General features: G+C 35.9%; 19 protein-coding genes. 7 read left to right on the top strand and 12 right to left on the bottom strand.

Going from position 1 to position 23,650, the window contains the following annotated elements:
• The first annotated feature begins 19 nt into the window (after positions 1 to 19).
• Together J5V48_RS05800 and J5V48_RS05795 are read left to right on the top strand one after the other, a co-directional pair.
• Positions 20 to 514, top strand: a complete 495-nt coding sequence (locus J5V48_RS05800) for a peptidylprolyl isomerase (protein WP_219937627.1) — start codon at positions 20 to 22, stop codon at positions 512 to 514.
• A 14-nt stretch (positions 515 to 528) separates the two neighbouring features.
• Complete coding sequence (locus J5V48_RS05795) at positions 529 to 1,269, top strand: UDP-2,3-diacylglucosamine diphosphatase (protein ID WP_219937626.1); 741 nt, start codon at positions 529 to 531, stop codon at positions 1,267 to 1,269.
• Here J5V48_RS05795 and polA read toward each other — a convergent pair.
• Positions 1,266 to 4,082 (bottom strand): DNA polymerase I, encoded by a 2,817-nt coding sequence (gene polA, locus J5V48_RS05790; RefSeq protein ID WP_219937625.1) that lies wholly within the window; start codon positions 4,080 to 4,082, stop codon positions 1,266 to 1,268. The genes J5V48_RS05795 and polA overlap by 4 nt on opposite strands.
• 153 nt (positions 4,083 to 4,235) lie before the next feature.
• Here polA and J5V48_RS05785 point away from each other — a divergent pair, with 153 nt between their 5' ends.
• The 3 genes from J5V48_RS05785 (at position 4,236) to J5V48_RS05775 (ending at position 6,425) form a co-directional block, all read left to right on the top strand.
• Complete coding sequence (locus tag J5V48_RS05785; RefSeq protein WP_219937624.1) at positions 4,236 to 4,880, top strand: 7-cyano-7-deazaguanine/7-aminomethyl-7-deazaguanine transporter; 645 nt, start codon at positions 4,236 to 4,238, stop codon at positions 4,878 to 4,880.
• A 66-nt stretch (positions 4,881 to 4,946) separates the two neighbouring features.
• Positions 4,947 to 5,273: a thioredoxin gene (trxA, locus tag J5V48_RS05780; protein WP_219937623.1), complete on the top strand. Its 327-nt coding sequence runs from the start codon at positions 4,947 to 4,949 to the stop codon at positions 5,271 to 5,273.
• Positions 5,274 to 5,414: 141 nt separating this feature from the next.
• Entirely contained in the window at positions 5,415 to 6,425 is a 1,011-nt protein-coding gene (locus J5V48_RS05775; protein ID WP_219937622.1) for a D-alanine--D-alanine ligase, read from the top strand.
• A gap of 59 nt (positions 6,426 to 6,484) precedes the next feature.
• Here J5V48_RS05775 and rho read toward each other — a convergent pair whose 3' ends face one another.
• From rho to J5V48_RS05735, 8 genes are all read right to left on the bottom strand, one after another.
• Positions 6,485 to 7,744 (bottom strand): transcription termination factor Rho, encoded by a 1,260-nt coding sequence (rho, locus tag J5V48_RS05770; protein WP_219937634.1) that lies wholly within the window; start codon positions 7,742 to 7,744, stop codon positions 6,485 to 6,487.
• A gap of 321 nt (positions 7,745 to 8,065) precedes the next feature.
• Positions 8,066 to 10,189, bottom strand: coding sequence for an ATP-dependent helicase (locus J5V48_RS05765; RefSeq protein WP_219937621.1), 2,124 nt, complete (start codon positions 10,187 to 10,189; stop codon positions 8,066 to 8,068).
• A gap of 16 nt (positions 10,190 to 10,205) precedes the next feature.
• Positions 10,206 to 10,937 carry an HAD-IA family hydrolase gene (locus tag J5V48_RS05760; RefSeq protein ID WP_219937620.1) on the bottom strand — a complete coding sequence of 244 codons (732 nt, stop codon included), beginning with the start codon at positions 10,935 to 10,937 and terminating at the stop codon, positions 10,206 to 10,208.
• A gap of 2 nt (positions 10,938 to 10,939) precedes the next feature.
• A complete protein-coding gene (locus J5V48_RS05755) occupies positions 10,940 to 11,848 on the bottom strand; it encodes a tyrosine recombinase XerC (protein ID WP_219937619.1) in 909 nt (302 codons plus the stop codon).
• A 6-nt stretch (positions 11,849 to 11,854) separates the two neighbouring features.
• Positions 11,855 to 12,694, bottom strand: a complete 840-nt coding sequence (dapF, locus tag J5V48_RS05750; RefSeq protein WP_219937618.1) for a diaminopimelate epimerase — start codon at positions 12,692 to 12,694, stop codon at positions 11,855 to 11,857.
• Between the two features lie 9 nt (positions 12,695 to 12,703).
• Entirely contained in the window at positions 12,704 to 13,951 is a 1,248-nt protein-coding gene (lysA, locus tag J5V48_RS05745) for a diaminopimelate decarboxylase (RefSeq protein WP_219937617.1), read from the bottom strand.
• A 34-nt stretch (positions 13,952 to 13,985) separates the two neighbouring features.
• The gene (locus J5V48_RS10080) at positions 13,986 to 14,087 is read right to left on the bottom strand and encodes a lipoprotein (protein ID WP_418896168.1); all 102 of its coding nucleotides are present in this window, start codon (positions 14,085 to 14,087) and stop codon (positions 13,986 to 13,988) included.
• 141 nt (positions 14,088 to 14,228) lie between these two features.
• Complete coding sequence (locus J5V48_RS05735; protein ID WP_219937615.1) at positions 14,229 to 16,709, bottom strand: class I adenylate cyclase; 2,481 nt, start codon at positions 16,707 to 16,709, stop codon at positions 14,229 to 14,231.
• 297 nt (positions 16,710 to 17,006) lie between these two features.
• On the opposite strand from J5V48_RS05735, the gene J5V48_RS05730 reads away from it, so the two are divergent.
• Both J5V48_RS05730 and J5V48_RS05725 read left to right on the top strand, forming a co-directional pair.
• Positions 17,007 to 18,512: a uroporphyrinogen-III C-methyltransferase gene (locus J5V48_RS05730; protein ID WP_219937614.1), complete on the top strand. Its 1,506-nt coding sequence runs from the start codon at positions 17,007 to 17,009 to the stop codon at positions 18,510 to 18,512.
• Entirely contained in the window at positions 18,512 to 19,711 is a 1,200-nt protein-coding gene (locus tag J5V48_RS05725; protein WP_219937613.1) for a heme biosynthesis HemY N-terminal domain-containing protein, read from the top strand. Before J5V48_RS05730 ends, J5V48_RS05725 begins: the two co-directional genes overlap by 1 nt.
• 60 nt (positions 19,712 to 19,771) lie before the next feature.
• Here the strand turns inward: J5V48_RS05725 and J5V48_RS05720 are convergent, their stop codons facing one another.
• The 3 genes from J5V48_RS05720 to ilvD are packed head-to-tail and all read right to left on the bottom strand — an operon-like array spanning position 19,772 to position 23,590.
• Positions 19,772 to 20,209 (bottom strand): hypothetical protein, encoded by a 438-nt coding sequence (locus J5V48_RS05720; RefSeq protein ID WP_219937612.1) that lies wholly within the window; start codon positions 20,207 to 20,209, stop codon positions 19,772 to 19,774.
• Positions 20,209 to 21,738, bottom strand: coding sequence for a threonine ammonia-lyase, biosynthetic (gene ilvA, locus J5V48_RS05715; RefSeq protein WP_219937611.1), 1,530 nt, complete (start codon positions 21,736 to 21,738; stop codon positions 20,209 to 20,211). The genes J5V48_RS05720 and ilvA overlap by 1 nt, the downstream gene beginning before the upstream one ends.
• A gap of 1 nt (position 21,739) precedes the next feature.
• Positions 21,740 to 23,590 carry a dihydroxy-acid dehydratase gene (gene ilvD / locus J5V48_RS05710; protein ID WP_219937610.1) on the bottom strand — a complete coding sequence of 617 codons (1,851 nt, stop codon included), beginning with the start codon at positions 23,588 to 23,590 and terminating at the stop codon, positions 21,740 to 21,742.
• Positions 23,591 to 23,650 lie beyond the last annotated feature (60 nt).

The raw sequence follows: 23,650 nt of genomic DNA, 5'->3' as shown, positions 1-23,650 counted from the left end.
AATAAATGGAAAAAATATTATGATTACTTTAAAAACAAATTTAGGTGATATCGTTATTGAGCTTGATTATGACAAGGCTCCCGTTACTGCAAAGAACTTTGAAGAGTATGTAAAGTCAGGTTTCTATAAGGGAACAATTTTCCATCGCGTTATCAAAGGATTTATGATTCAGGGTGGCGGCCTTACTGCTGATATGGACAACAAGCCAACTAACGCTCCTATCAAGAACGAAGCAGATAATGGTTTAAAGAATGATCGTGGAACAATTGCTATGGCAAGAACACAGGATCCGCACTCTGCTACTGCTCAGTTCTTTATCAATACTGTTGATAACTCATTCTTAAACTTCAGATCAAAAGATTTGAACGGTTGGGGCTACTGCGTATTCGGAAAAGTTGTTCAGGGTATGGATGTAGTTGATAAGATTGAAAAATCAAAGACTACAACAGTTTCTTACTATCAGGACGTTCCTGTAGAGACAATTGAAATCCTTGACGCAACTTTTGATGCTTAATTTCAGGAAATAAAATGGCTACATACATCATTGCAGATCTTCATTTATCAGAGAATAAACCTCTGTTACTAAACGCATTGGCTAATTTCTATGATAAAACACTTATTCTCAATGATCGATTGATCATTCTTGGAGATATGTTTGATGTATTTGTTGGTCTTGATCCTAAATCAGCTTTCCATCAGAAAATCAGAGCTATTATTTCTAAGGCACATGCAAGAGGAGTAACAACTCTTTTCCAAAGAGGAAATCGTGATTTTCTGGTGGATAGTAAAGCCGCTGACTACTTTTGTATGACTCTGATTTCAGATTTCTATGCAATTCCAACAGTCAATGGTAATGCTCTACTGATGCACGGAGATCAGCTTTGTGCTCAGGACAGGTCCTATCAGAATTTTAAACGTTTCTCTAATAATCCACTAGTTAAAGCGGTCTTTATGTGTCTTCCTCTATCAACAAGAGAAAACATCGGCAATAAAATCCGCAATAAATCAGAAAACAGAGAATCTAGAAACGATCTTGAAAGACACCTTAATAATCCAAATGTGAAAAAACTTGGCAGGATGTTTTTGGAGAAAGCAAAATGCAAACTTCTCATCCATGGTCACTTCCATGTATACGGTGGAGAAGATAATGCATTTGGAGAGGGCACATACCGATTAGGTCTCGGTATGTGGGATTCAAATTTCAGCTACATAAAAATAGATAGAAATGAACTAAAGCTAGTTCAGCGAAAAATGGAGAAGAATTTCTAGTGAGCATCTGCCCAATTTGAGCTTGCTCCTACTCCAACAATCAGAGGAACTTTGAGTTTATATGCCTCTGACATGATTTTTTCTATCTGTGATATAGCTGTATCTAAAAATTCATTTTTCACTTCAAACAACAGTTCGTCATGTACCTGAACAGTCATTCTTACAGTATTTTCAGGTAATGAATCTATCCATTCATTCACTCTTATCATTGCAATCTTGATTATGTCTGCAGCAGATCCCTGCATAGGAGCATTAATTGCTGCTCTTAAAGCAGCTTTTGACATAAGTGCATTTGATGAATTTACGTTTGGAGTACAGATCTTTCTTCCATCCACTGCTTTTACAAATTCATTTGCCTTTGCAAACTGTTTAATCTCTTCCATGAATGAATTCAACTTTGGATATCTTGCAAAGTATCGCTCCATATATACCTTAGCTTCGCTCTGGCTCATATGAGTCTGCTTTGCAAGACCAAAAGAACTCATTCCATACATCAAACCAAAATTTGTAGCCTTAGCATGTGAGCGTTGCTCTGAAGTTACGCTTTCAAGAGGGATCTGTAAAACCTCTGCTGCTGTTGCTTTATGAATATCATATCCTTCATTAAAAGCCTTTATTAAGGTTGGATCTTCACTCATATGAGCAATTATTCTAAGTTCTATCTGAGAATAATCAGCTGCGACAAGTGTATATCCAGAAGGTGCGACGAAAGCTTTTCTAATGCTCTTTCCTTCAGGAGTTCTTGCAGGAATATTCTGTAAATTAGGATCAGAGCTTGATAATCTGCCAGTTACGGTTCCTGCCTGATTGAATGAAGAATAGATGCGTTTTGTTGTCTCATCAATGATTGTCTGCAGCTTTTCAGTATATGTTGAAATAAGCTTGCTAAGTTCTCTGTATCTTAAAATCAGATTTGCAACATCATAATTAGGAGCTATTGCCTCAAGAATATCCTCTGAAGTGGACAGTTTTGCTCCTGCTTTTACTTTCTTAGGATAAGGGATCTGCATTTTTGTAAACAGAACCTCTGAGAGCTGTTTTGGAGATGAGATATTGAATTCGCAATCACAGCTTGCATAAATCTGAGACTGTATTTTTACAAGCTCTTCTTTTAGTACAACATTCTGTTTTTCTAATTCATTCTTATCTACATAAACACCATTGAGTTCCATTTTATAAAGAACCTTCAAAAGAGGCATTTCCATATCAAAGAATAACTCTGTATCCTTTTTGGATAAGAAAAGTTTCTGGCTTAATTCCTTGTATAAACGGAATGTGACAATTGCATCTTCTGCTGCATAATCAAGGACTTTTTCAATAGGACACTGGCTGATTAGAACCTTCTTCTTGTCACCTACAACTTCTTCATAAGATATTGTTTTGTATGACAGAACTGCTTTTGCTAAATCATCCATATTTACAGCTGCACTGCTATCAAGCAGATGAGCTAGGATCATGGTATCAGCATATATATTGCCAAGATTTAAATCCATGCTCTGATAATGCATTACTTCAAGATCAAATTTAATGTTATGGCCTATGATCTTGAGATCTTTTCTGTTTAATGCAGGAATAAGAAGCTCTTTTATGATTTCAGGATCAAGCTGAGCTCCCACATTTATGTAGCAGTGATTGATAGGAATATAGAAAGCTTCACCCTCGTGCATACATAAGGACATACCTACAATTTTGCAATCTCTTGTGTTCAGTGAAGTTGTCTCTGTATCAAATGCAACAAACTGAGCACTGTTGATTTTTGAAACGAGAGCTAACAGCTTTTCTAAAGTATCAACTAAAACAAATGAAGCGCCGTATTCTCTGTAATCAATAAGATTAGAATTACTATCTGATAAAGAAACCATTGTTTCTTCAGATTTAGTATCTGAAGATTCCGCCTTTTCTTCTACTTTATCTGCAGATGATCCATTATCTCTTTGTGATTTGAGTTCAATGAGTATTTTCTTGAATTCAAGTTCAGTAAAAATATCTATCAGAGCATCATAGTCTGTAGCAAGCTCTGGGACATCATCAAGCTCAAAAGGAACATCAACATCCTTTTTGATGGTTGCAAGTGTATATGACAAATGAATTGAATCTAGGGCATTTACGAATTTGTCTTTAAATGTCTTTGCACCTCTAAATGACAGTGTAGGTATTTTGTCTAGATTCTTTTCAATCTCACTGATTGGACCAATCTCATTTAATAAAGAAACTGCTGTTTTATCACCACAGCCAGCCATTCCTGGAATGTTATCTGAAGAATCGCCTTTTAAAGCTAAAAAGTCGATGATAAGAGATGGTTTTACACCAAATTTTTCAACAACGCCTGTTTCATCATAGTAAACATCGTTCATTGAATCATATAAGGTAATATTCTTGTCTACAAGCTGAGCTAAATCCTTATCTCCAGTACAGATAATGGTTTTAATGTTGTTTTCTGTTGCCTTTGATGCATATGTACCAATTACATCGTCGGCCTCAACGCCTTCTATTGAAACAAGGGGAAATCCTAATCCTTTGACAATCTTATGTACATATTCAATCTGAGAGCGAAGATCGTCTGGCATTGGAGGACGATTTGCCTTGTACTGTGAATAAATCTCATTTCTAAATGATTTTCCTTTAGCATCAAAAATCATAATGAAATCAGAGTTAGAGAATTTCTTTAGGATATTCTGAAGCATCTTTGTAATAATAAGGCAAACACCTGTTGGTTGGCCTTTAGAATTTGTAAAGCCATTCTTTGATGCATGATAGGCTCTATACAAAAAAGAGGAACCATCTATCAGAACCAGCTGCTTATGAATATTCATTTTTTCTCCAGATGTGAGTTTTTTAGCTAACCTGCAAACAAAATTATTTTACTTTTTTTACTGCTATTTGTCATACAATATACTGTCTTTTTGACAGGTAGCGTGGTTTTAAATCGCGCTTTTGTATTTATTTTTTTTATCACTGAAACGAAAATGGCAACATTTACTTTCCCTTTATATAAGCTTTGGTTTTTTCATATTTTTATCATTGTATTGAGTAATTACGCTGTTCAGATCCCTCTGAACATCGCAGGTATCAATACAACGGTTGGAACCTTTACTTATCCTTTCATTTTTTTAACAACCGATCTGACAGTTAGAATTTTCAGACAGAGAAATGCAAGAAAAGTAGTTTTCCTTGCAACAATGCCTGGTCTTATTCTGTCCTACTTTATAGGAACATTATTCGAGCACGGCACTTTCCAGGGATTTTCAAATCTCAGTAATTTCTCAGTGTTTGTATTCAGAATTACATTAGCTTCATTAACTGCATATCTAGCAGGACAGCTTGCTGATATTCTTGTATTCCAGAAATTAAGACAGAATAGAAAATGGTGGCTAGCTCCTATCTGCTCATCAGTTTTTGGAAACTTGATTGATACATATATCTTCTTTGCAGTAGCTTTCATGAATGGGCCAGATGCATTCATGGCAGAGAACTTTGTTGAAATTGCAACCGTAGACTATCTAGTAAAAATTGTGGCAAATTTATCTATCTTTGTCCCAGCTTACGGAATGTTACTCAACTATCTTATTAAAAAGCTTAATGTTAATAGCTTTGATGAGCTTCACAAGTGATATTTAATTTCATAAGCCACTTTACAATCCTTTTCATGCTACTATTAGAAAAAAAGGAGAAATAATATGAGTGACAAGTTAATTCATATCAATGATGAGCAGTTTGAAGCTGAAGTAATCAAGTCAGATAAACCTGTACTTGTAGATTTCTGGGCTCCATGGTGTGGTCCTTGCAGAATGGTTGGTTCATATCTTGAGGATTTAGCAGAAGAACTACCTAATGTTAAATTCGTAAAGGTAGATATCGACGAGAATTCAGCAAATGCTGCAAAATATGGTGTTATGAGTATCCCTAATCTTGTACTTTTCAAGAATGGTGAAATCATCAACCGTCAGGTTGGCGCTCTTCCTAAAAATGAATTAAAAGCGCTAATTGAAAACTCATTAAACTAGTCAATAATCCATATCTAAAGCACACAATCGAAATTTTCTTGTTTCTTTTGTGTGCTGTGTGCACTTTTATAAAATCAATACTTTTTCTTTTCCGTTTATTAGCATATCATTACACAAAATTTTATTAATAATGGATTCAAAATGAGTACCAATATCTTATTACTATGTGGCGGAGATGGCGCTGAGCACGATATTTCTCTGCTTTCAGCTTCATTTATTGAAGAACAATTAAACAAAACTGAAGATTTCTATGTGCTAAAGGCTGTTATTCACAACAATCAGTTTTTAGTAGAAGATAAGCCAGGTTACTTTGATAACAACAAGACTTTTGTGTTTGACAATCATAAGTTTGATGTTGATTGCGTTGTTCCATGTATCCATGGTGTACCAGGCGAAACTGGCGATATCCAGTCATTCCTTGAGATTTTAAATATTCCTTATATTGGTTGCCGTTCTCAGGCAAGCCGCTATTGTTTTGATAAAAATACAACAAAACTACACTTAGATTCTTTAGGAATTCCAAATAGCCCATATAAAATCATTCCACTGCCTAACGAGCAGTACAAGCAGATTGCATTAGAGTTTTTTGATAAATACAAAGACATCTATGTTAAAGCTGCTTCTCAGGGGTCATCTGTTGGTTGTTACCATGTAACCAAGAGAGATGATGTTTGGGATAGCATCATTGAAGCTTTCTCATACAGCACTGAAGTTGTAATTGAAAAGAATATTGTTCATCGCGAGCTTGAAGTAGCAGCCTACGAAATTGACGGTGAGTTAAAAATTTCAAAACCAGGTGAAATCATTATTCCTGAAAATAAGTTCTATACCTATGATGAGAAATACTCACAGGATTCAGGTACCACAACTACAGTTGAACCTGAAGGCTTAACCGATGAAGAAATTCATACAATTCAGAATCTTGCAAGACGTGCTTTCGTTGGCTTGAAACTACGTGATCTTTCAAGAATAGATTTCTTCTTATCAAAAGAAGACGGTATTCTGATAAACGAAATCAACACCTTCCCTGGTGCAACCCCTATTTCAATGTTCCCAAAAATGCTTGAGCACAACGGAGATAAGATGGATGTATTCTTAGCAAAAGCCGTTTATCATGCAATTAAAGAACATGAAAAAGGCGAGAATAAATAAGAAAAGATAACTTGCAAGAAGGCCTCCAGATGGAGGCCTTCGTTTTTATGAACTATGTTTTAGCTACGCTTCATTGCAGTAAAGAATTCATCATTTGTCTTTGTCATTGATAACTTGTCAATGAGGAATTCCATAGCTTCAATTTCACCCATAGGATGTAGGAACTTTCTTAAGATCCACATCTTCTGTAGCTCATCAGGTGTTGTAATAAGCTCTTCACGTCTTGTTCCTGAACGGGTAACATCAATTGCAGGATAAACACGCTTTTCTGCAATCTTTCTTGATAGATGTAATTCAAGATTACCTGTACCCTTGAACTCTTCGTAAATCACTTCATCCATCTTAGAGCCTGTATCGATAAGGGCTGTTGCAATAATTGTTAAAGAACCACCTTCCTCAACATTACGTGCTGCACCGAATAATCTCTTTGGACGCTGAAGTGCGTTTGCATCAACACCACCGGTTAAAACCTTACCTGATGATGGAGAAACTGTATTGTATGCACGGGCTAAACGGGTAATTGAGTCCATTAAGATAACAACATCATGTTTATGCTCAACAAGACGTTTTGCCTTTTCAATAACCATTTCTGCAACCTGAACGTGACGTGCTGCAGGCTCATCGAAGGTTGAAGCTACAACTTCACCTTTTACATTACGCTGCATCTCAGTAACTTCTTCAGGACGCTCATCAATTAAAAGAACGATAAGAGTACACTCTGGGTTCTTTGTAGAAATTGAGTGTGCAATATTCTGTAGAAGCATTGTCTTACCTGCTTTTGGAGGAGCAACAATAAGACCACGCTGACCTTTACCTACAGGGGAAACAAGATCGATAACTCTTGCGGTTAAATCCTCTTTTGAACCATTACCAAGTTCTAAGTTCAATCTTTCTTGTGGGAATAAAGGAGTAAGATTTTCAAAAAGGATCTTATGTCTTGAGTTTTCAGGCTGGTCAAAGTTTACTGAATCTACTTTGAGCAGAGCAAAATATCTTTCGCCTTCCTTTGGAGGTCTGATTTTTCCTGAAATAGAATCACCAGTTCTTAGGTTAAACTTTCTTACCTGGCTTGGTGACACATAAATATCATCTGGTCCTGCTAAATAAGAACTGTCTGCGCTTCTTAGAAAACCAAAACCATCTGGAAGAATTTCGATAACACCTTCACCATAAATATCTTCACCGTTCTTTGAACAGTATTTTAATAGTTGGAAGATGATTTCTTTTTTACTTAGACGGGCGACATTTTCAATGCCATTCTGCTCACACATCTGAACTAACTGTGCGACAGGAGTATTTTTAAGTTCGGTTAGATTCATAAATTTCAACGAAATCACCCTGATCTGTATGGAGAATACAGTGGGGTTGGTTATTAAAAAATAAAAATGGATAATTCCAGTGTTGAAAAGGTCGCATAAGGACCTTAAATTTGATATCGCAATCGAATGGATTACTGCGTTAATTCTATCACATTTTTTTTAAAGTCCACTTTTTTTTGAAAAAATTTAGTAGATACTTTTTATCTATTTTAAATAACTGCTTATTTTAAGTATGCTTTTTTGATAAATACAAAGATAAAGCACAGTTATCAAAAGATAGATACATTACTAGGTGTAGCCTTTTTAGCTACACCAAAATAATTATATCTTTGTGACAATCTTATATGGCTTATTTTTAGAATTCTCATAGCTTTCAACAATGTCATTTATGAAAGAACTTGCTCCTTTTTGCTCATTCTTTCCAAACATTGTTCTTGCATTTGCGTATGAAATAACAAGTTGCTCCTTTGCTCTTGTAATTCCTACATATGCAAGTCGTCTTTCCTCTTCTAAAGAGTTATCTCCACTTGAACTCTTTCTTGATGATGGAAGGATCTCTGACTCAAATCCACAGATAAAGACATATTTAAACTCAAGACCTTTAGATGCATGGATTGTCATTAAATTTACACAGTCAAATGGCATAGTCTCAGCTGAGCCATTTTCATTTATCTCTCCACCTGATACTAAAGTAATGTTTGTCAGATAAAGAGTCAGCTGATCTTCAACTTTAGCTGAATTTTCAGAATCAACAGATACTTCACCTTGATCTACTGATGCTTCAAATTCCTTCACATTAGATACTAAAACACCTAAATTCTTGTATCTAGAATTGTCCTCTTCACTTTTTCCTTCTTTAGCATCTTTTTCTGAATAGAAAGCATAAAGACCTGTTAGTGTCAGCATATGATGAACAAACTCATGAAGTCTCATCGTTTCTTTTTTAGAGAGTAGTTCAAGGTAAAGATTATAAAAGGCTGATACCTTAGAATAGAGAGTTTTTAATTCTTTTGCAGCATCTGATGAAGATACATATTCATGAAGATATTCAATAGCTTCAATGATTGAGCAGCTGTGCTCATTGCTTATATTGCGAAGACTCTCAACAACTTTTGGTCCAATCTTTCTTGCAGGAAGATTGATTATTCTTAATAAAGCAGTGTCATCTTTTTTATTTACAAGGATCTTTAAGTATGCAAGAGCAGACTGAATTTCAGCTCTCTCAAAGAACTTCTGACCACCATATATAACATAAGGAATCTTTGCTTTTGTCAGTGCCTGTTCAAAGCCGAATGACAGATAGTTGTTTCTGTATAGAACAGCAATATCTGAAAGTTTTACGCCCTGATCCTTTAAGGATTGGATCTCTTTTGCAACAGATAATTCCTCTACTCTGTTGTTAGCACATTTAAAAATGGAAACCAGAGAACCTGTACCATTGTTTCCTTTTAAATTTTTGAGCATAACGCGCTCAAAGTTTTTCTCAATAAGAGTATTTGCCATATCGAGAATATTCTGAGTTGAGCGATAATTCAGTGATAAAAGGTACTGATGAACATCAGGGAAAGTATTTAAAAATTTCTTCATGTTTGTGTAGTCTGCACCACGCCAACTGTAGATTGACTGATCGTCATCACCTACAACCATTACATGAGAATTTTTTCCTGCTAACAGTGTCAAAAGCTCGTACTGAATAGAATTGGTATCCTGAAACTCATCCACCAAAATTTCCTTGAATCGTTCATTCTGAATTTCTCTGATAGCTGAGTTTGATCTTAAAAGCTCGACTGTTCTTAATAGAATTTCAGCAAAGTCTACAGAATTTTCCTGATTACAGATCCTTTCATATGCGCTGTAAACCAAAGCTAACTTTTCTATAGTACCACTCTTTTTTTTATTGGTATACTTTATATAGTTTACTCTCTTTTGAAAATCATCAGCTCTCATACCCTTTTCTTTCAGGCTGCTGATCCTTGAAGCAAATTCAGATGGTTTTATCTCCTTTATATCCATCTTGAGATCCAGCATTATTCTTTTTACAAGTGAATTCTGTCCATCGGTATCTAATATCAAGAATCCAGGAGTTAACCCAGCCTGAGTTGCATAGGCTCTTAGTAATCGTAAACATGTAGAGTGGAATGTATTTGCCCATAGATGGTGGGTATCATTAGCATTCAGGTACATACCTATTCTCTCGCGCATTTCCTTTGCAGCTTTATTTGTAAATGTTACTGCAAGGATGTTTCTTGCCTTTACTTGGTAATGAGAAATAAGATAGACAATTCTGCTGACTAACACCCTAGTCTTACCTGTTCCTGCTCCTGCAATAATAAGAGCATTGCACAAAGGAGAGCTTACAGCTTCCTTTTGGGAATCATTAAGACCTTCTAGAATTTTTGACTCATCGGCAACAGGTGCAGAATCAAGTAAATCTAAATCACTCATTTATCATCCGTTTATGTTATAAAAGCGAATCCAATTCGAGAATATTATCAAGTTGAATATGAGGTAGAACTTTCAAATGCTTTTCATCATTTGAAATTCCTGTATATCCTTTATAAAGCCATGCACAGTTAAAACCAGCGCAGATTGCTCCGTATACATCAGTATATGGGTCATCGCCTATGTGCAGAATTTCATGTGGAGAAACTTTTGTTATCCTTGAGCATTCTTTGAAAAGATCCAAATGAGGTTTACATTTAAAAACGCCCATCTTCGGTCTTAAGTCATATTCAAACAAATGATCTATTTTTAAAATTTGAGGATCAAGGTTTCCGTTTGAGACAGATATCATTCGATATTTCTGTTTGAGTTTCTCAAGCATTTGTACAACTTCAATACTAACAGATCCGGCTGATCTTTTTTTAATGAATTCTAAAACCAGATCCTTGGCCTCTTCAAGACCACCTTTTAAAGGCTGTTTTAGGTACTCAAAGGCAATTACCAAACTCTTTGCTCTTAGTAAAGTTACATCATCTTCAAGTCTTGGCTCTTGCAAAAGAAGATCTTTTTTAATCTTTGCCCAAAAGGAGTAATCATTGCAAAAAGGCATAAGATTATATCTGTCAGTCAGATATTCAGAAAACCAGTTTTCTGCAGCGCAAAGAACTGACTGACAATCATATATATTATTATCAAGATCAAAAGATAATACCTTAATGCTATTAAGGTTTATTGATTTGTAAAACTTCACTGTCAGTCCTTTTTATTCAATGGATGAGCATCAAGATAAACTTTCTTTAAATACTCAAAATTCAGATGTGTATAAATCTGTGTTGCAGCAAGTGAACTGTGACCTAACATTTCCTGAACAGATCTAAGATCAGCGCCTCCTTGCAGTAATCCTGTTGCAAAAGAGTGTCTTAACTTATGTGGATTTAAATGCGTCATGATTCCTGATTTTTTAGCTAGCTCATCTAGATTCTGCTGAACAGCTCTAGAGGTAAGTCTTCTGCCAAAGCGATTTAGAAATAATGCTTTTTCCTCTAAATCTGGATTAAACTCATGGCGCAATTCAAGATATCTTTTAATCTTTGAAATTGCTATTTTTGTAACAGGAACAACGCGCTCTTTAGATCCCTTTCCAAGAACCCTTACCTCGTTTGTTGTAAAGTCTATGCTGTTCAGATCAAGAGCCACAAGTTCCGATACACGAAGTCCTGATGAGAACAAAAGTTCGGCTATCGTATTATCCCTAAGCTCCTTTAGATCTTTTGGAGCATAGTCAAGAAGTGTATTAAGCTCATTTAATGTAAGTGTATCAGGTAAAAGTCTTTTGACCTTAGGTACCTTGATTAGTTTTGTAGGATTATCCTTTAGTACGCCTCTTTTAATAAGAAACCTGAAAAATGAGCTTAAAGCGTACAGATCATGTGCAACAGAATTATTATTCAGTCTTTCATCATCTGTACCGAAATTAAATTCCTTTTGCAGGTATCTCATATGCTCTTCCTCAAATTGTTCCCACTTGAAATTGGATCCATATTCAAGGCTAAGAGCATCAACTGATTTTTGCAGAACTCGTCTGTAAGAGTCTACTGTTTTATCAGATAGCTTCTTTTCATAAATGATGTAATCTAAAAATCCATCAACGAGTTCTTTCATAAGCTATTAAATAACGATGGTTCCTTCAAACACTCGTGTAGCAGGGCCTGACATCATTACACTTGATGTTTCATTTCCATCCCATGATATCTTCAGTGAACCACCAGGTAGAGTTACTGTAACAGGAGATTTGACTCGCCCCTGAGTAATAGCAATAACAGCTGCAGCACAGGCACCTGTTCCGCAGGCTAATGTCTCACCACAACCTCTTTCATATACACGAAGATTAATGCTGTGAGAATCAACCACATGGGCAAATCCCACATTTACGCGCTCTGGAAAGTTTTCATGATTTTCAAGCTCTGAACCGTACTTCTGTATTGTTGAATCCTGAACATCTTCATCAAAAAAGATAGTTGCATGAGGATTTCCCATAGATACAGCACCATGAGAAAATACAGTTCCATCTTTTAGCTTAATACTGTACTGTAAACTTTTTCTATCGCATTTAAAAGGAATTACAGCAGGATCAAAATGAGGCTTCCCCATATTTACAGTAACTGTATCATCGTCATTGAGTTTTAAAGTAAGAACACCTGATACGGTACTTACCTTGATTTCTCTTTTATTTGTAAGATGATGATCTATTACGAATCTTACAAAACAGCGAGCACCATTGCCGCACATCTGTACTTCTGATCCGTCTGCATTGAAAATTCTATAATGAAAATCAAGATCAGGATCAAATGGTGGTTCAACCAGCAAAAGCTGGTCAAACCCTACACCAAAATGACGATCTGAAAGTCTTTTAATCAGTTCAGGTGAGAAAAAGACTTTTTGGGTAACGCCATCAACAACCATAAAGTCATTACCCAGTCCATGCATTTTTGTAAACTTTAAAAGCATAGAGACCTCTTATTTGATGATGCACTCATCCTTCCAGATGTCTTCAAAAGTCTGACGCTTTTTAATGACATATGACTTATCCTTATCAACAAGAACCTCACAAGGAAGTCTTCTTGAATTGTATGTTGATGCCATTGAAGATCCGTAAGCACCTGCGCCACGAACAACAAGAATATCGCCGTTCTTAACCTTTAGTTTTCTTTCCTTACCAAGGAAGTCATCACTCTCGCAGATTGGGCCTACAACATCAGATACTACTTCGGGTATATCCTCATGAATTGTTGAATTGATGATTGTCATCCATGAGCCATATAAAGCAGGACGGATCATGTCATTCATACCTGTATCTGTAATTACGAAATGCTTGTCGCCATTGTTCTTCTGATAAACAACCTTTGCAAGAAGAACTGATGCATTTGCAACCATTGCACGACCAGGCTCTAAGTACAATGCAACATCAAGACTCTTTAATCTTTCTAAAATTGGAGCAATGTACTCTGATGGTGTTGGAGGAGTTTCATTGTCATAGGTTACACCAAGACCACCACCCATATCGATATGGTCTACTTTGATACCTGCTGATAATAATTTATTGTATAAAGCAACAATTTTATCAGTGGCTTCAATAATAGGCATGCCAGAGGTCATCTGAGAGCCGATATGGCAGTCGATACCAGAAATATTCAGACAGTCAATCTTAGACATTTTTACATAAAGATCGAATGCGTTTTCTTCTGTAATTCCGAATTTGTTATTCTTTAAACCTGTTGAAATATATGGATGTGTTTTTGCATCAACACCTGGATTTACACGAAGAGCAACATTTGCAACAACACCTAGTTTTCTTGCAGCTGCAACAACAGTTTCAATCTCTTCTTCTGATTCAATGTTCAGACAGTTGATACCAACAGATAAAGCATACTCAATTTCAGAATAGGTCTTACCTACACCTGAGAAAACAACTTTATGTGGGTCGCCACCTGCAGCAATTACTCTGCGAAGCTCACCTTCTGATACAACGTCAAAACCTGCACCTAGTTTTGCCATTAAATTTAAAATAGCAAGATTTGAACAAGCCTTTACAGCAAAGCATACAAGGTGTTTTTTACCATTAAAAGAAGACTCAAATGCATTTAAGTGTCGTTCTAATGTTGCTTTTGAATATACATAAAGTGGGGTTCCATACTCTTTTGCAAGAGATGTGATTTCAACATCTTCTGCAAACAGACTGTTGCCTTTAAAATTAAAAAAATCCATTTATTTTTCTCTTTTTTAAATTTATAAACTACTCTTATTTCTGCTCTGCCATCAAAGCTTCATCTTCGATATACAAAGAGCCTTTAATTCCGCATGCGTTTATAGCCAATGCAGATAAAAGGACAGATAAAATCAATATTGTTTTCAATGTAAAAACCCTTATAAAAATTCTTTTGCTAGTATAACAAAAAAGAATAAATTATCCGAAGATTTGAAAAATCATTCCATTATGGTGAGATTCTGTAGAATTCTTAAGATTATCGCTTCGTATTCTCAGTTAATTGTCCTGTGAAACCATAATAGAGAATGGTTTTACCTTTGTCATTTCATTGTTTAAAACAAAATACTGAGGAAGATTGAAATTAAGTTTTAATGAATTATCTTCGTTCTTATATTCCTGAGCATAAAAACGATTGATTTCGTTTACCAAGGCTGTACGAGAACCTTTGAAATTTCGATAAATTTTTACTTCATTTCGTTCATTTACAATATATATATCGTAAATATCTACGTGCTTTACAAAGAAATACTGAATAATACCTTCTGTTGATGATCTTTCAACAACATCAGGAACCTGCAAAGCATATTCAGGGCGCATACCGAATCTAGACAGAATGGTCACATCATCTTGAGATGCCTTAAAGGAAAAACGCTTTACCAATGACAAATTGTTATCTGCATCGGAAACAACTTCATAGGTATTATGGCCAAGAGCGAATACATGATTTGAATCATAACCGTTAATACAATTATAAATGCCTCTGATCACAGCCTCTAAATCGTATCTGATAAGATCTCGGTGAGAATCTGAATACGAACATACTTTAATAAACTCTAAAGGAGAGAAGATCTCCTCATGGGTATCATCAATTTTTTGTGACTTAATAAGTGATGCTAGAACATCGGCTATTCCAGACTCTCCATCTGAGAATGAATTACAAGAAATCTCACCCCATGAGTTTAAGTTAATGACATCAACAGAACCTATTAGGCACATCTTCTGACGACCAAGACTTAAAGCAGAACCAATCTCAAGATCAGATGTTGAAATCATGAATTTCGATGTCGCATCCTTATGGAAATTAACAACAACCATTGATTTAATAATTTGACGAGGTTTTTGCAGATCTGATTCTTTTACACTTAAATTAGCAGAAAGAATAAACTGTCTGATGTCTTCACAAAGAGCTTTGATTTTTTCTTCAGTTACACTGCTATCTGGTGATTTGATAAACAGATTTGTTCTATCACCTAAAAGACCGTTTGCACTTACCCAGCATACCATTTCAACAATACTTGATGTCACATACAGTGCTTTTGATTCAAGGATCTCTATTGAATTTTGCGCATTGGCAAATACATGCCAACCATGATTGCATAAGGAAAACTTTGATGGTTTTACTAATGTAAGATTCTTTTCTTGATGGATATTTTCTAAAGCTGATTTGATAATTACAATTTTTCCAGGATATTTTTCGTATGCTGAATAAATCTTTCTAGATAAAACACCAGCATCGTCGGACGTAATAGCAAATTCAATGTTATGGTCCATACAGAAACGTAGCAGTGATTTATAACTTTCAAGAAGAGAGAGAAAAAGCTTTTTTACTCTGTAGATTGATTCATTTACAGAAATTTTATCTGGGTTGTTTATTGTATCAATATAAGATTCAGACCACTTCCATGTTTTTGTAATGAATTTTAAGAAAGTCTGCCTTCTTATAAGAGCTCTCCTATTGGTTAAATGATCTAATGCATTTTTAATTTTTGAATAGAAACTTATTCTTACAAGATCTATTCTTTCAAAATCACCTATAGATAACAGATAACCTGATACCTTTTTGAACATCAGATAATATGGATCAAGTTTTAACTGAACCTTACCCTTGGTTTTAAAGATCAGATCCTTAAGTTCAAGTGATAGCAGCTTTGTATTAGGATACTCACTTGCATAAGCTTCCATTAAAAGTATCTTGAGAAGAGCTTTAAATGGTCTATCAATACCCTTATATACAAGCCACAAACCTGAACCGAAATACTCTTCTGGAGAACATTTTGCTACAGAACCGAAATCAAACCATTGCTCGCGCACAATAAAATCGCTTTTATAAAATTCTATAAGAGCTTTCTGGTAATCGTCATATTCATCTTCTGATGAAATCATATACCATGCTATATATCGACCACACAGTCTCATTGAGGTTCTATAGAATTCATCTAGCAAAAAAAGACTCTGAGCAGAACCACAATCTTCTGTATCCATTGTGCCGTGAGAGCCGTTCGCAAAGCGATCTTCTACAGTAACAAACAGGTTGAGCTCTACACCCAAAGCTTTTGCATATGCTGAGATAAATCGGCATTTTTCAGACAGTCTGTTTATCTCAAAATCTGGAGTTTCCTTACTTATGCACACCCAAATATCAAGGTCGGAATCAGGCCCCTGAGCAATTGTAGATGTACTGCCCATAGAATAAAGACCATATATAGGATAATAGGTTTCAACCTTTTCATCAGGATCTATATTGTGGGCACGTAGATATTCTCTTTGTTTTTCATTTGGAACAAACATATCTATTCCATGAGGAACAGAGCCGTTTCTGTAACCTGGGAGATATTTATGATTGTAGTGCAGAAGAATAGGAAGAATTGATAAGAATTCAGCTGAGTCCTTAGGCATAATATCAGTCGCGTGCTTATATTGTTTTGCGATGAACTTAATCATGCGCTCAAATCTGTATTCAAACTGCGACTTATCCATACATACCTAAAAAACAATTCAACAAAATCATCGACAAGGGATAATACCAACAGATCGATGTTTAGACAACAAAAACAGCTTTTGTACTGTTTTTTTTATACAACACACAAAGAATTATAGTACTGGATAACAGTTTATCGCAAAACCGCATTTTTATCCTATACTCTTAAGTAGATACTTAGAAAAAAGAGTGATCCACAACAAATATAATTGTATCGCAACTTATTGAAATATTTTGAAAAATATATAGTCATGCTATTATAAGTTTGGGTATATACTAAAGTGAGCATTCATAAAATGGATGAAAAGAAATTAAAGCAGACAAACATCGACTCACAAAATTCAAGCGAACACGTACAAGCAAACAGTCAAGAACAAACTCTTGAGCAGCTTGAGAAAGAGGCCATTGCCATTGAAGAAGTTGCAAAAGATTTACTTCATAGTGAAAGCAAATACAGACCTTCATCAGATAATAAACCTGTGGAAGCGAATAATCATAAAGAAGAAAATATGACTGATACTAAAAATAAGAACAACAGCATAAAAGAAGAGACCGCCGTATCAGGAGAAATACGTTCTCTAAAAACAAAAATCAATGTATTAACAGCACTGATGATTGCTGTTATTTCTGGTGCTGGCTTTGGAGCATACTATTTTCATCAGCACAGATTTGATGATATAAACGAATTAGCAAGCAAAATTGAAGCTACAAGATTAGAAGTTTCAGACAAAGCTTTAAAAGTTGAATCTTTAAGTAATGAAGTGAAAGCAAAAGATGCCAGAATGGATGAGCTTTTCACACAAAACTCCCAGATTATTGCCAACAACAATGTAATTAAAACAAGCACCGAGGATTTAAAACAACTTGTTGAATTATATGGAGCCAATACTCAATCAGTATCAAACAGATTGAAAGATTATGAAGATAGAAAACCAAATGACTGGCTCATTGCACAGAGTTACTTCCTTGTAACAAATGCTCAGAATATTCTCGAGCTGACTGACGACGTGAGTGCAGCACTATTAAATCTTGAAAGAGCTGATATCCTGATTGCCAAAATTGATGAGGATGAAATAATTCGTCTAAGAGAGGCTTTAAGTAAGGACATCGCAAAACTAAAGGCTCTTCCTGTTCTTGATATTAGGGGCATGAACATGAAGCTTGACTGCATTTACAATGCAGTTGCTCAGATGCCTTTAAACGAGTTCTTAAGAGCAAACAGGGATAAATTCGAATCTGAACAGAATGCAAAAACAGCAGAGATTAAAGACTGGAAAAACAATCTGTTAGAGTCATTAAAGGACTTTTCTTCTCGCTTTATTGAAGTAAGAAGACGTGACGAAAATATCGTTAACCAGTTCTTATCACCTGATCAGACAAAAATCCTAGTGAAGAATATTCAGACAGAAATTCTTCTTGCAAAAGTTGCAATATTCAATCAGGATCAAGAATCCTTTATCCAGAATCTGTCTCAGGTAAATCAACAGTTAAAAGCATACTTTGATCCAAACAGTGAGCTTGTTTCAAGTTCTCTTGAAAGTTTAGATGAGCTAATCAAACAAACTATTACCTACAAAAGCAAAGGCTCACTTTCAAGCTATGAGAAATTCCAGAATATTGCAACAGATAGATTCCATCTGTATAAGGTAGAAAAGAATTCTGTTGAGAAGAGTGTTCATGAAAAGAAAACAAATAAAAAGCAGTCTACTATTGCACAACAGCAAGCAAAAGTTAATCGTTCACAAGAAAAGATCCTTGCTTCTAATGTGAATCTTTCTACTGAAAAAGAAGGTAATAAATAATGGTTAAGCTGATTGTTTTCATTATCATTACTTGCCTTGCTGTTGTTGTTGGTCCGCTTTTAGCTGATTCGCAAGGATACATACATATTGCCACAGCATCCCATGTTATTGAGACTTCTATTACTACAGCAATAATTCTTTATTTATCAAGTATCTTTGCTCTATATTTTTTGTGCACTTTTGTAAAAAAGGTATACCTTATTCCAAAGAACACTCTTTCTGCATTCAGACAACATTCTTTTAAAAGAAAGCTATCATTGCAAGATGAGGCCATAATTTCTTTTGAACAAGGACAGTATGACAATACACTTGCTTTGTTAAAGCATTCAGCTGACATCAAGAAAATGTCTGAAAAATCACTGCTAGTTGCTGCTCAAGCAGCTTTCCATATTGGTCTTTACGACTATACTCGTCAGGCTTTAGACGAGGCTCAGAGAAGAGGAAAACAGGCAAAATTAGCATCTGATATTGTTCGTGCAAAATTAAACTATGATGTTGGTAATGCTAAAGTTGCTCTTGAGTGCCTTGATAATACAAAAGGCTCTGTAAAAAATGCCTTTGTATATAAGCTCTACTTAAAGTGCTTCAAGAAACTTAATAAACTGTCCAATATCGTCGAAATCACACCTAGTTTACTTAAATACAAGGTAATTAACGATAGTGAAGCGCGTGATTTCTATCTTAAGTATATTGAAAGTGAACTTCGTTCTGTAAACGATCTGACTGGTATTGACGATCTTATGAAGAAACTTTCAAAAAACGACAAAAAAGATGCAAGAATCATGGGATCATTTGTTTATAAGCTAATTCAGTTAGGCGATGTAAACAAGGCATGTCAATTGAGTCTTTCTATTCTGAAAAAAGAGCCTGATAGAGATTTCTTAAACAGCATTTCAAACTGGGAAATTGCTATTCCTGAGGTATTAGTTGCATTAAAGAAATATGCTTCTAAAAATGTAATCACAACCCAGGTTAATCTGCCATTACTTAAAGCCATGGCAAACCTTGAGTTTAAGTCAGGACTTCTAAAAGAAGCATATGAAGATTACAAGCAAGCTCTATCTATTGAGCCTTCTTGCGATATTTACTTAAAACTAGGATCTATTCAGTCTAACCTACAGAATTATACCGAAGCAACTGAATGGTATGCTAAAGTTAATGCTGTTCTAGCAGACAATAGAGCTCTGGCATTGAAGTAATTTATTTAAGCAAAGCACAATATAGAAAAGATGAGGAGATTTTAAAATCTCCTCTTATTTTTAGTATATATTTGTTTTATACTGTTTCTTTAAAATATCGGAAATCTTCAGTTTTTCATTAGCTTTTTTGTAAAGCTCTTTTAAACTGTCCTTTTTGATATTTCCACAGGCCTTAAAGAAAAGATATGATCTGCCATCAAAGTATGTTACAAGACCAACACATGGAGCGTTATCAACAAATCTGAAAGAGAATCCTTGATGCTGAATTACTGCATTGAGATTCCATCCTCTATAAGAATCCATTACATACTGAGCATATTCTTTTGTTGTTGAAAGATTAGCTATTGGAGCAAGTATGCTTAAAGAGGCAGAAGCTGTGCCATCCTGATTCTCATAAAAAACAGAATTATCTTTTACAAACTCACTGAACTCTCCATCTTTTGCTACTGAAGCAAAAGACAGAGAGCAAAGCAATAAAGATACTAATAAACCTTTCATTACTTGATCAATTGCTGATATGCAGTATTAGATGTTACTTCTTCAACAGGGTAACCAACAGCCTTAATGAAGTCATTAACACCATCTTCTTTTCCTGTTACATCCAGACCACAAAGTACAGAGCAGAACTCTAAACCTGTAATGCGGAAGTGGAACAGTGTAATGTTATAGGCATTACCAAGTGTTTCTAAGAATCTTACCAATGCATTAGCAGTTGATGGGAACTCAAATAGGAACAATCTTTCATTTAAGTTTGCTGCAGGATGACCACCTACCATGTATCTTAAATGATCCTTTGCAAGAACATCATCCGTAAGATCGGTTACAAGATAACCACTCTTCTTTAATGACTTGCAAATCTCGTTTAATTCCTTCTTTCCATCAGTAAGTTCCACTGATGCAAATACTCTTGCACCCTGTGAACTGTTATAACGGTAGCTGAACTCTGTAACAGCTCTTGATCCGATTGCCTTGGTAAAATCAAGGAATGCACCGATCTTTTCAGGGATTTCAACAGAAAGAATACCTTCTGACATCTCACCGACATCACAACGCTCTGCAACCATACGAAGAGTATGGAACTTAACATTTGCACCTGACAGAATTGCTATATGATTGCCAGACTTAATGTTATTTTCTCTAACGTACTTCTTTAAACCAGCTAATGAAAGTGCACCTGATGGTTCGGCAATTGCTCTAGTATCATCAAAGATATCTTTCATTGCTGCACAGATTTCATCATTTGAACAGGTAACAATGTCATCAAGATATTTACTTAAAACTCTGAATGTTTCAGTACCAGCCTTACTTACTGCAACACCATCAGCAAAATGAGATACATAGCCGATATCAACTGGTTTACCAGCCTTTAGAGCTGCCTTCATACAAGCTGAACCTTCAGATTCAACACCGATTACTTTAATATGAGGAAGTAATGATTTAATGTAAACTGCAATACCTGCAGCAAGACCGCCACCACCAATCTGAACATAGATAGTATCGATGCTGTCACACTGGCCGATGATTTCGTGTGCAATGGTTCCCTGACCTGCAATTACATCAGGATCATCATAAGGAGGGATCATGGTTAATCCCTTCTTCTTTGCGCACTGCTGTGCATAGTCGTATGATTCATTAAAGCTGTCGCCATAAAGAACAACTTCAGCACCATAATTACGTACAGCATCAATCTTTAGATCAGGTGTTGTAGTAGGCATTACAATTGTTGCCTTAATACCTAACTGCTTTGCTGAAAGTGCAACACCCTGTGCGTGGTTACCTGCAGATGCAGTAATAATACCTGCCTTTAGAGCGGCTTCATCAAGATTCTTAATCTTATGGTAAGCACCACGTAACTTAAATGAGTGGATCTTCTGATAATCCTCTCTTTTAAGCATTACATTCACACCTAGACGTGAAGATAAATTATCTAACTTCTGTAAAGGTGTAACTTTTACAAGATCGTATATTCTTGCAAGTAGTATCTTTTTAAGATACCCCTGAGCATCTAGCTGCTTATCACCTGACATATTATAGGCCCTCTAGCTTGCTTCTATCACGAACACCACCCTTATCAGCGCTTGATGCAAGCTTTGCATAAGCCTTAAGAGCAAAGGTGATATCTCTGTCTCTGTTTTCTGGCTGCCATGCCTTGTTGCCACGTGCTTCCATCTTTGCACGTCTTGCAGCTAACTCTTCATCAGAAACATCCATAGAAATTGTTCTGTTTGGAATATCAATCTTGATAATATCATTTTCTTCAAGAAGACCAATGTTACCGCCGTTAGCTGCTTCTGGTGAAACGTGACCAATTGAAAGACCTGATGAACCACCAGAGAAACGACCATCAGTTACAAGAGCACATTTCTTTCCAAGACCTACAGACTTAATATATGATGTTGGATATAACATCTCCTGCATGCCAGGACCACCACGTGGGCCTTCATAACGAATAATAACAACATCACCTTCTTTAACTTTGCCACCAAGAATACCTTCTACACCAGCTTCCTGGCTTTCAAAGATTCTTGCTGGGCCAACAAATTTAAGGATAGAAGAATCAACACCCGCAGTCTTAACAATACAGCCGTTTTCAGCTAAGTTACCGTATAAAACAGCTAGACCGCCATCCTGAGAGTATGCATGGTCTAAATCATGAATACAGCCGTTAACACGATCAGTATCTAATTTATCTACAGTATTTGACTGGCTGAAAGCCTTGATATTGTATTTGCCACCAGCACAGGCTGAATAGAATCTCTTTACATCAGCATCAGTTGTCTTTTCAAGATCGTACTTATCGATCTGCTCACCTAAAGACATGCCTAGCACAGTGCGGCTTTCAAGATGTAGCAGGTTCTTCTTCTTTAACTGAGCCATGATATTCATGATACCGCCAGCATTGTGGAGATCTTCCATATGCCAAAGTGGAGTTGATGGTGACATCTTACAGATGTGAGGGATTTTTCTTGAAAGACGATCAATATCCTTCATTGTAAAATCAACACCAGCTTCCTGAGCAACAGCTAATAAATGAAGAACAGTGTTGGTTGAACCACCCATTGCAATATCAAGGCTCATTGCATTTTCAAATGTATCCTTTGTTGCAATTGAACGAGGGAGTACAGAATTGTCGCCCTGCTCATAATGAGCTTTAGCCATTTCAACGATTCTGTGTGCAGCCTTAACAAATAATTCTTTTCTAAATGCGTGAGTTGCAACTAATGAGCCGTTTCCAGGTAAAGATAAACCTAAAGCTTCTGTTAATGAGTTCATTGAGTTTGCTGTAAACATACCAGAACATGAACCGCATGTTGGGCAAGCTGCAGATTCAACAGCTCTTACTCTTTCGTCTGATACGTTTGGCTCAGCTGAAACGATCATTGCATCAATTAGATCAACCTTATGGTCGCAGTCATCCATTCTTCCAGCTTCCATAGGACCGCCTGAAACAAAAATTACAGGAATATTCAGTCTCATAGATGCCATCAGCATACCAGGAGTAACTTTATCGCAGTTTGAAATACAAACTAAAGCATCAGCCTTGTGAGCATTTACCATGTATTCAACAGAATCAGCAATAATATCACGGCTTGGCAGTGAATAAAGCATACCGGTGTGCCCCATTGCAATACCATCGTCAACAGCAATAGTATTGAATTCCTTGGCAATACCACCTGCCTTTTCAATTTCCTGAACAACAAGCTGTCCTACTTCGTGTAAATGAACGTGACCTGGAACAAACTGAGTAAAAGAATTGGCTACAGCAATAATTGGTTTACCAAAATCGCTGTCTTTTACACCTGTTGCTTTCCATAAAGCACGGGCACCTGCCATAATCTTGCCTTCGTAGGTAACCTTTGAACGGTAATTGTTTGCCATAAAACTATATTCCCTTGATTCTCTTGAATATACAGTATTTCCAAATACAGAAAATTAACT

It is taken from the genome of Succinivibrio faecicola, from assembly GCF_019448115.1.
In the GTDB taxonomy this organism is placed as follows: Bacteria; Pseudomonadota; Gammaproteobacteria; order Enterobacterales; family Succinivibrionaceae; genus Succinivibrio; species Succinivibrio faecicola.
This window is presented reverse-complemented; position numbering and strand designations above follow the sequence as displayed.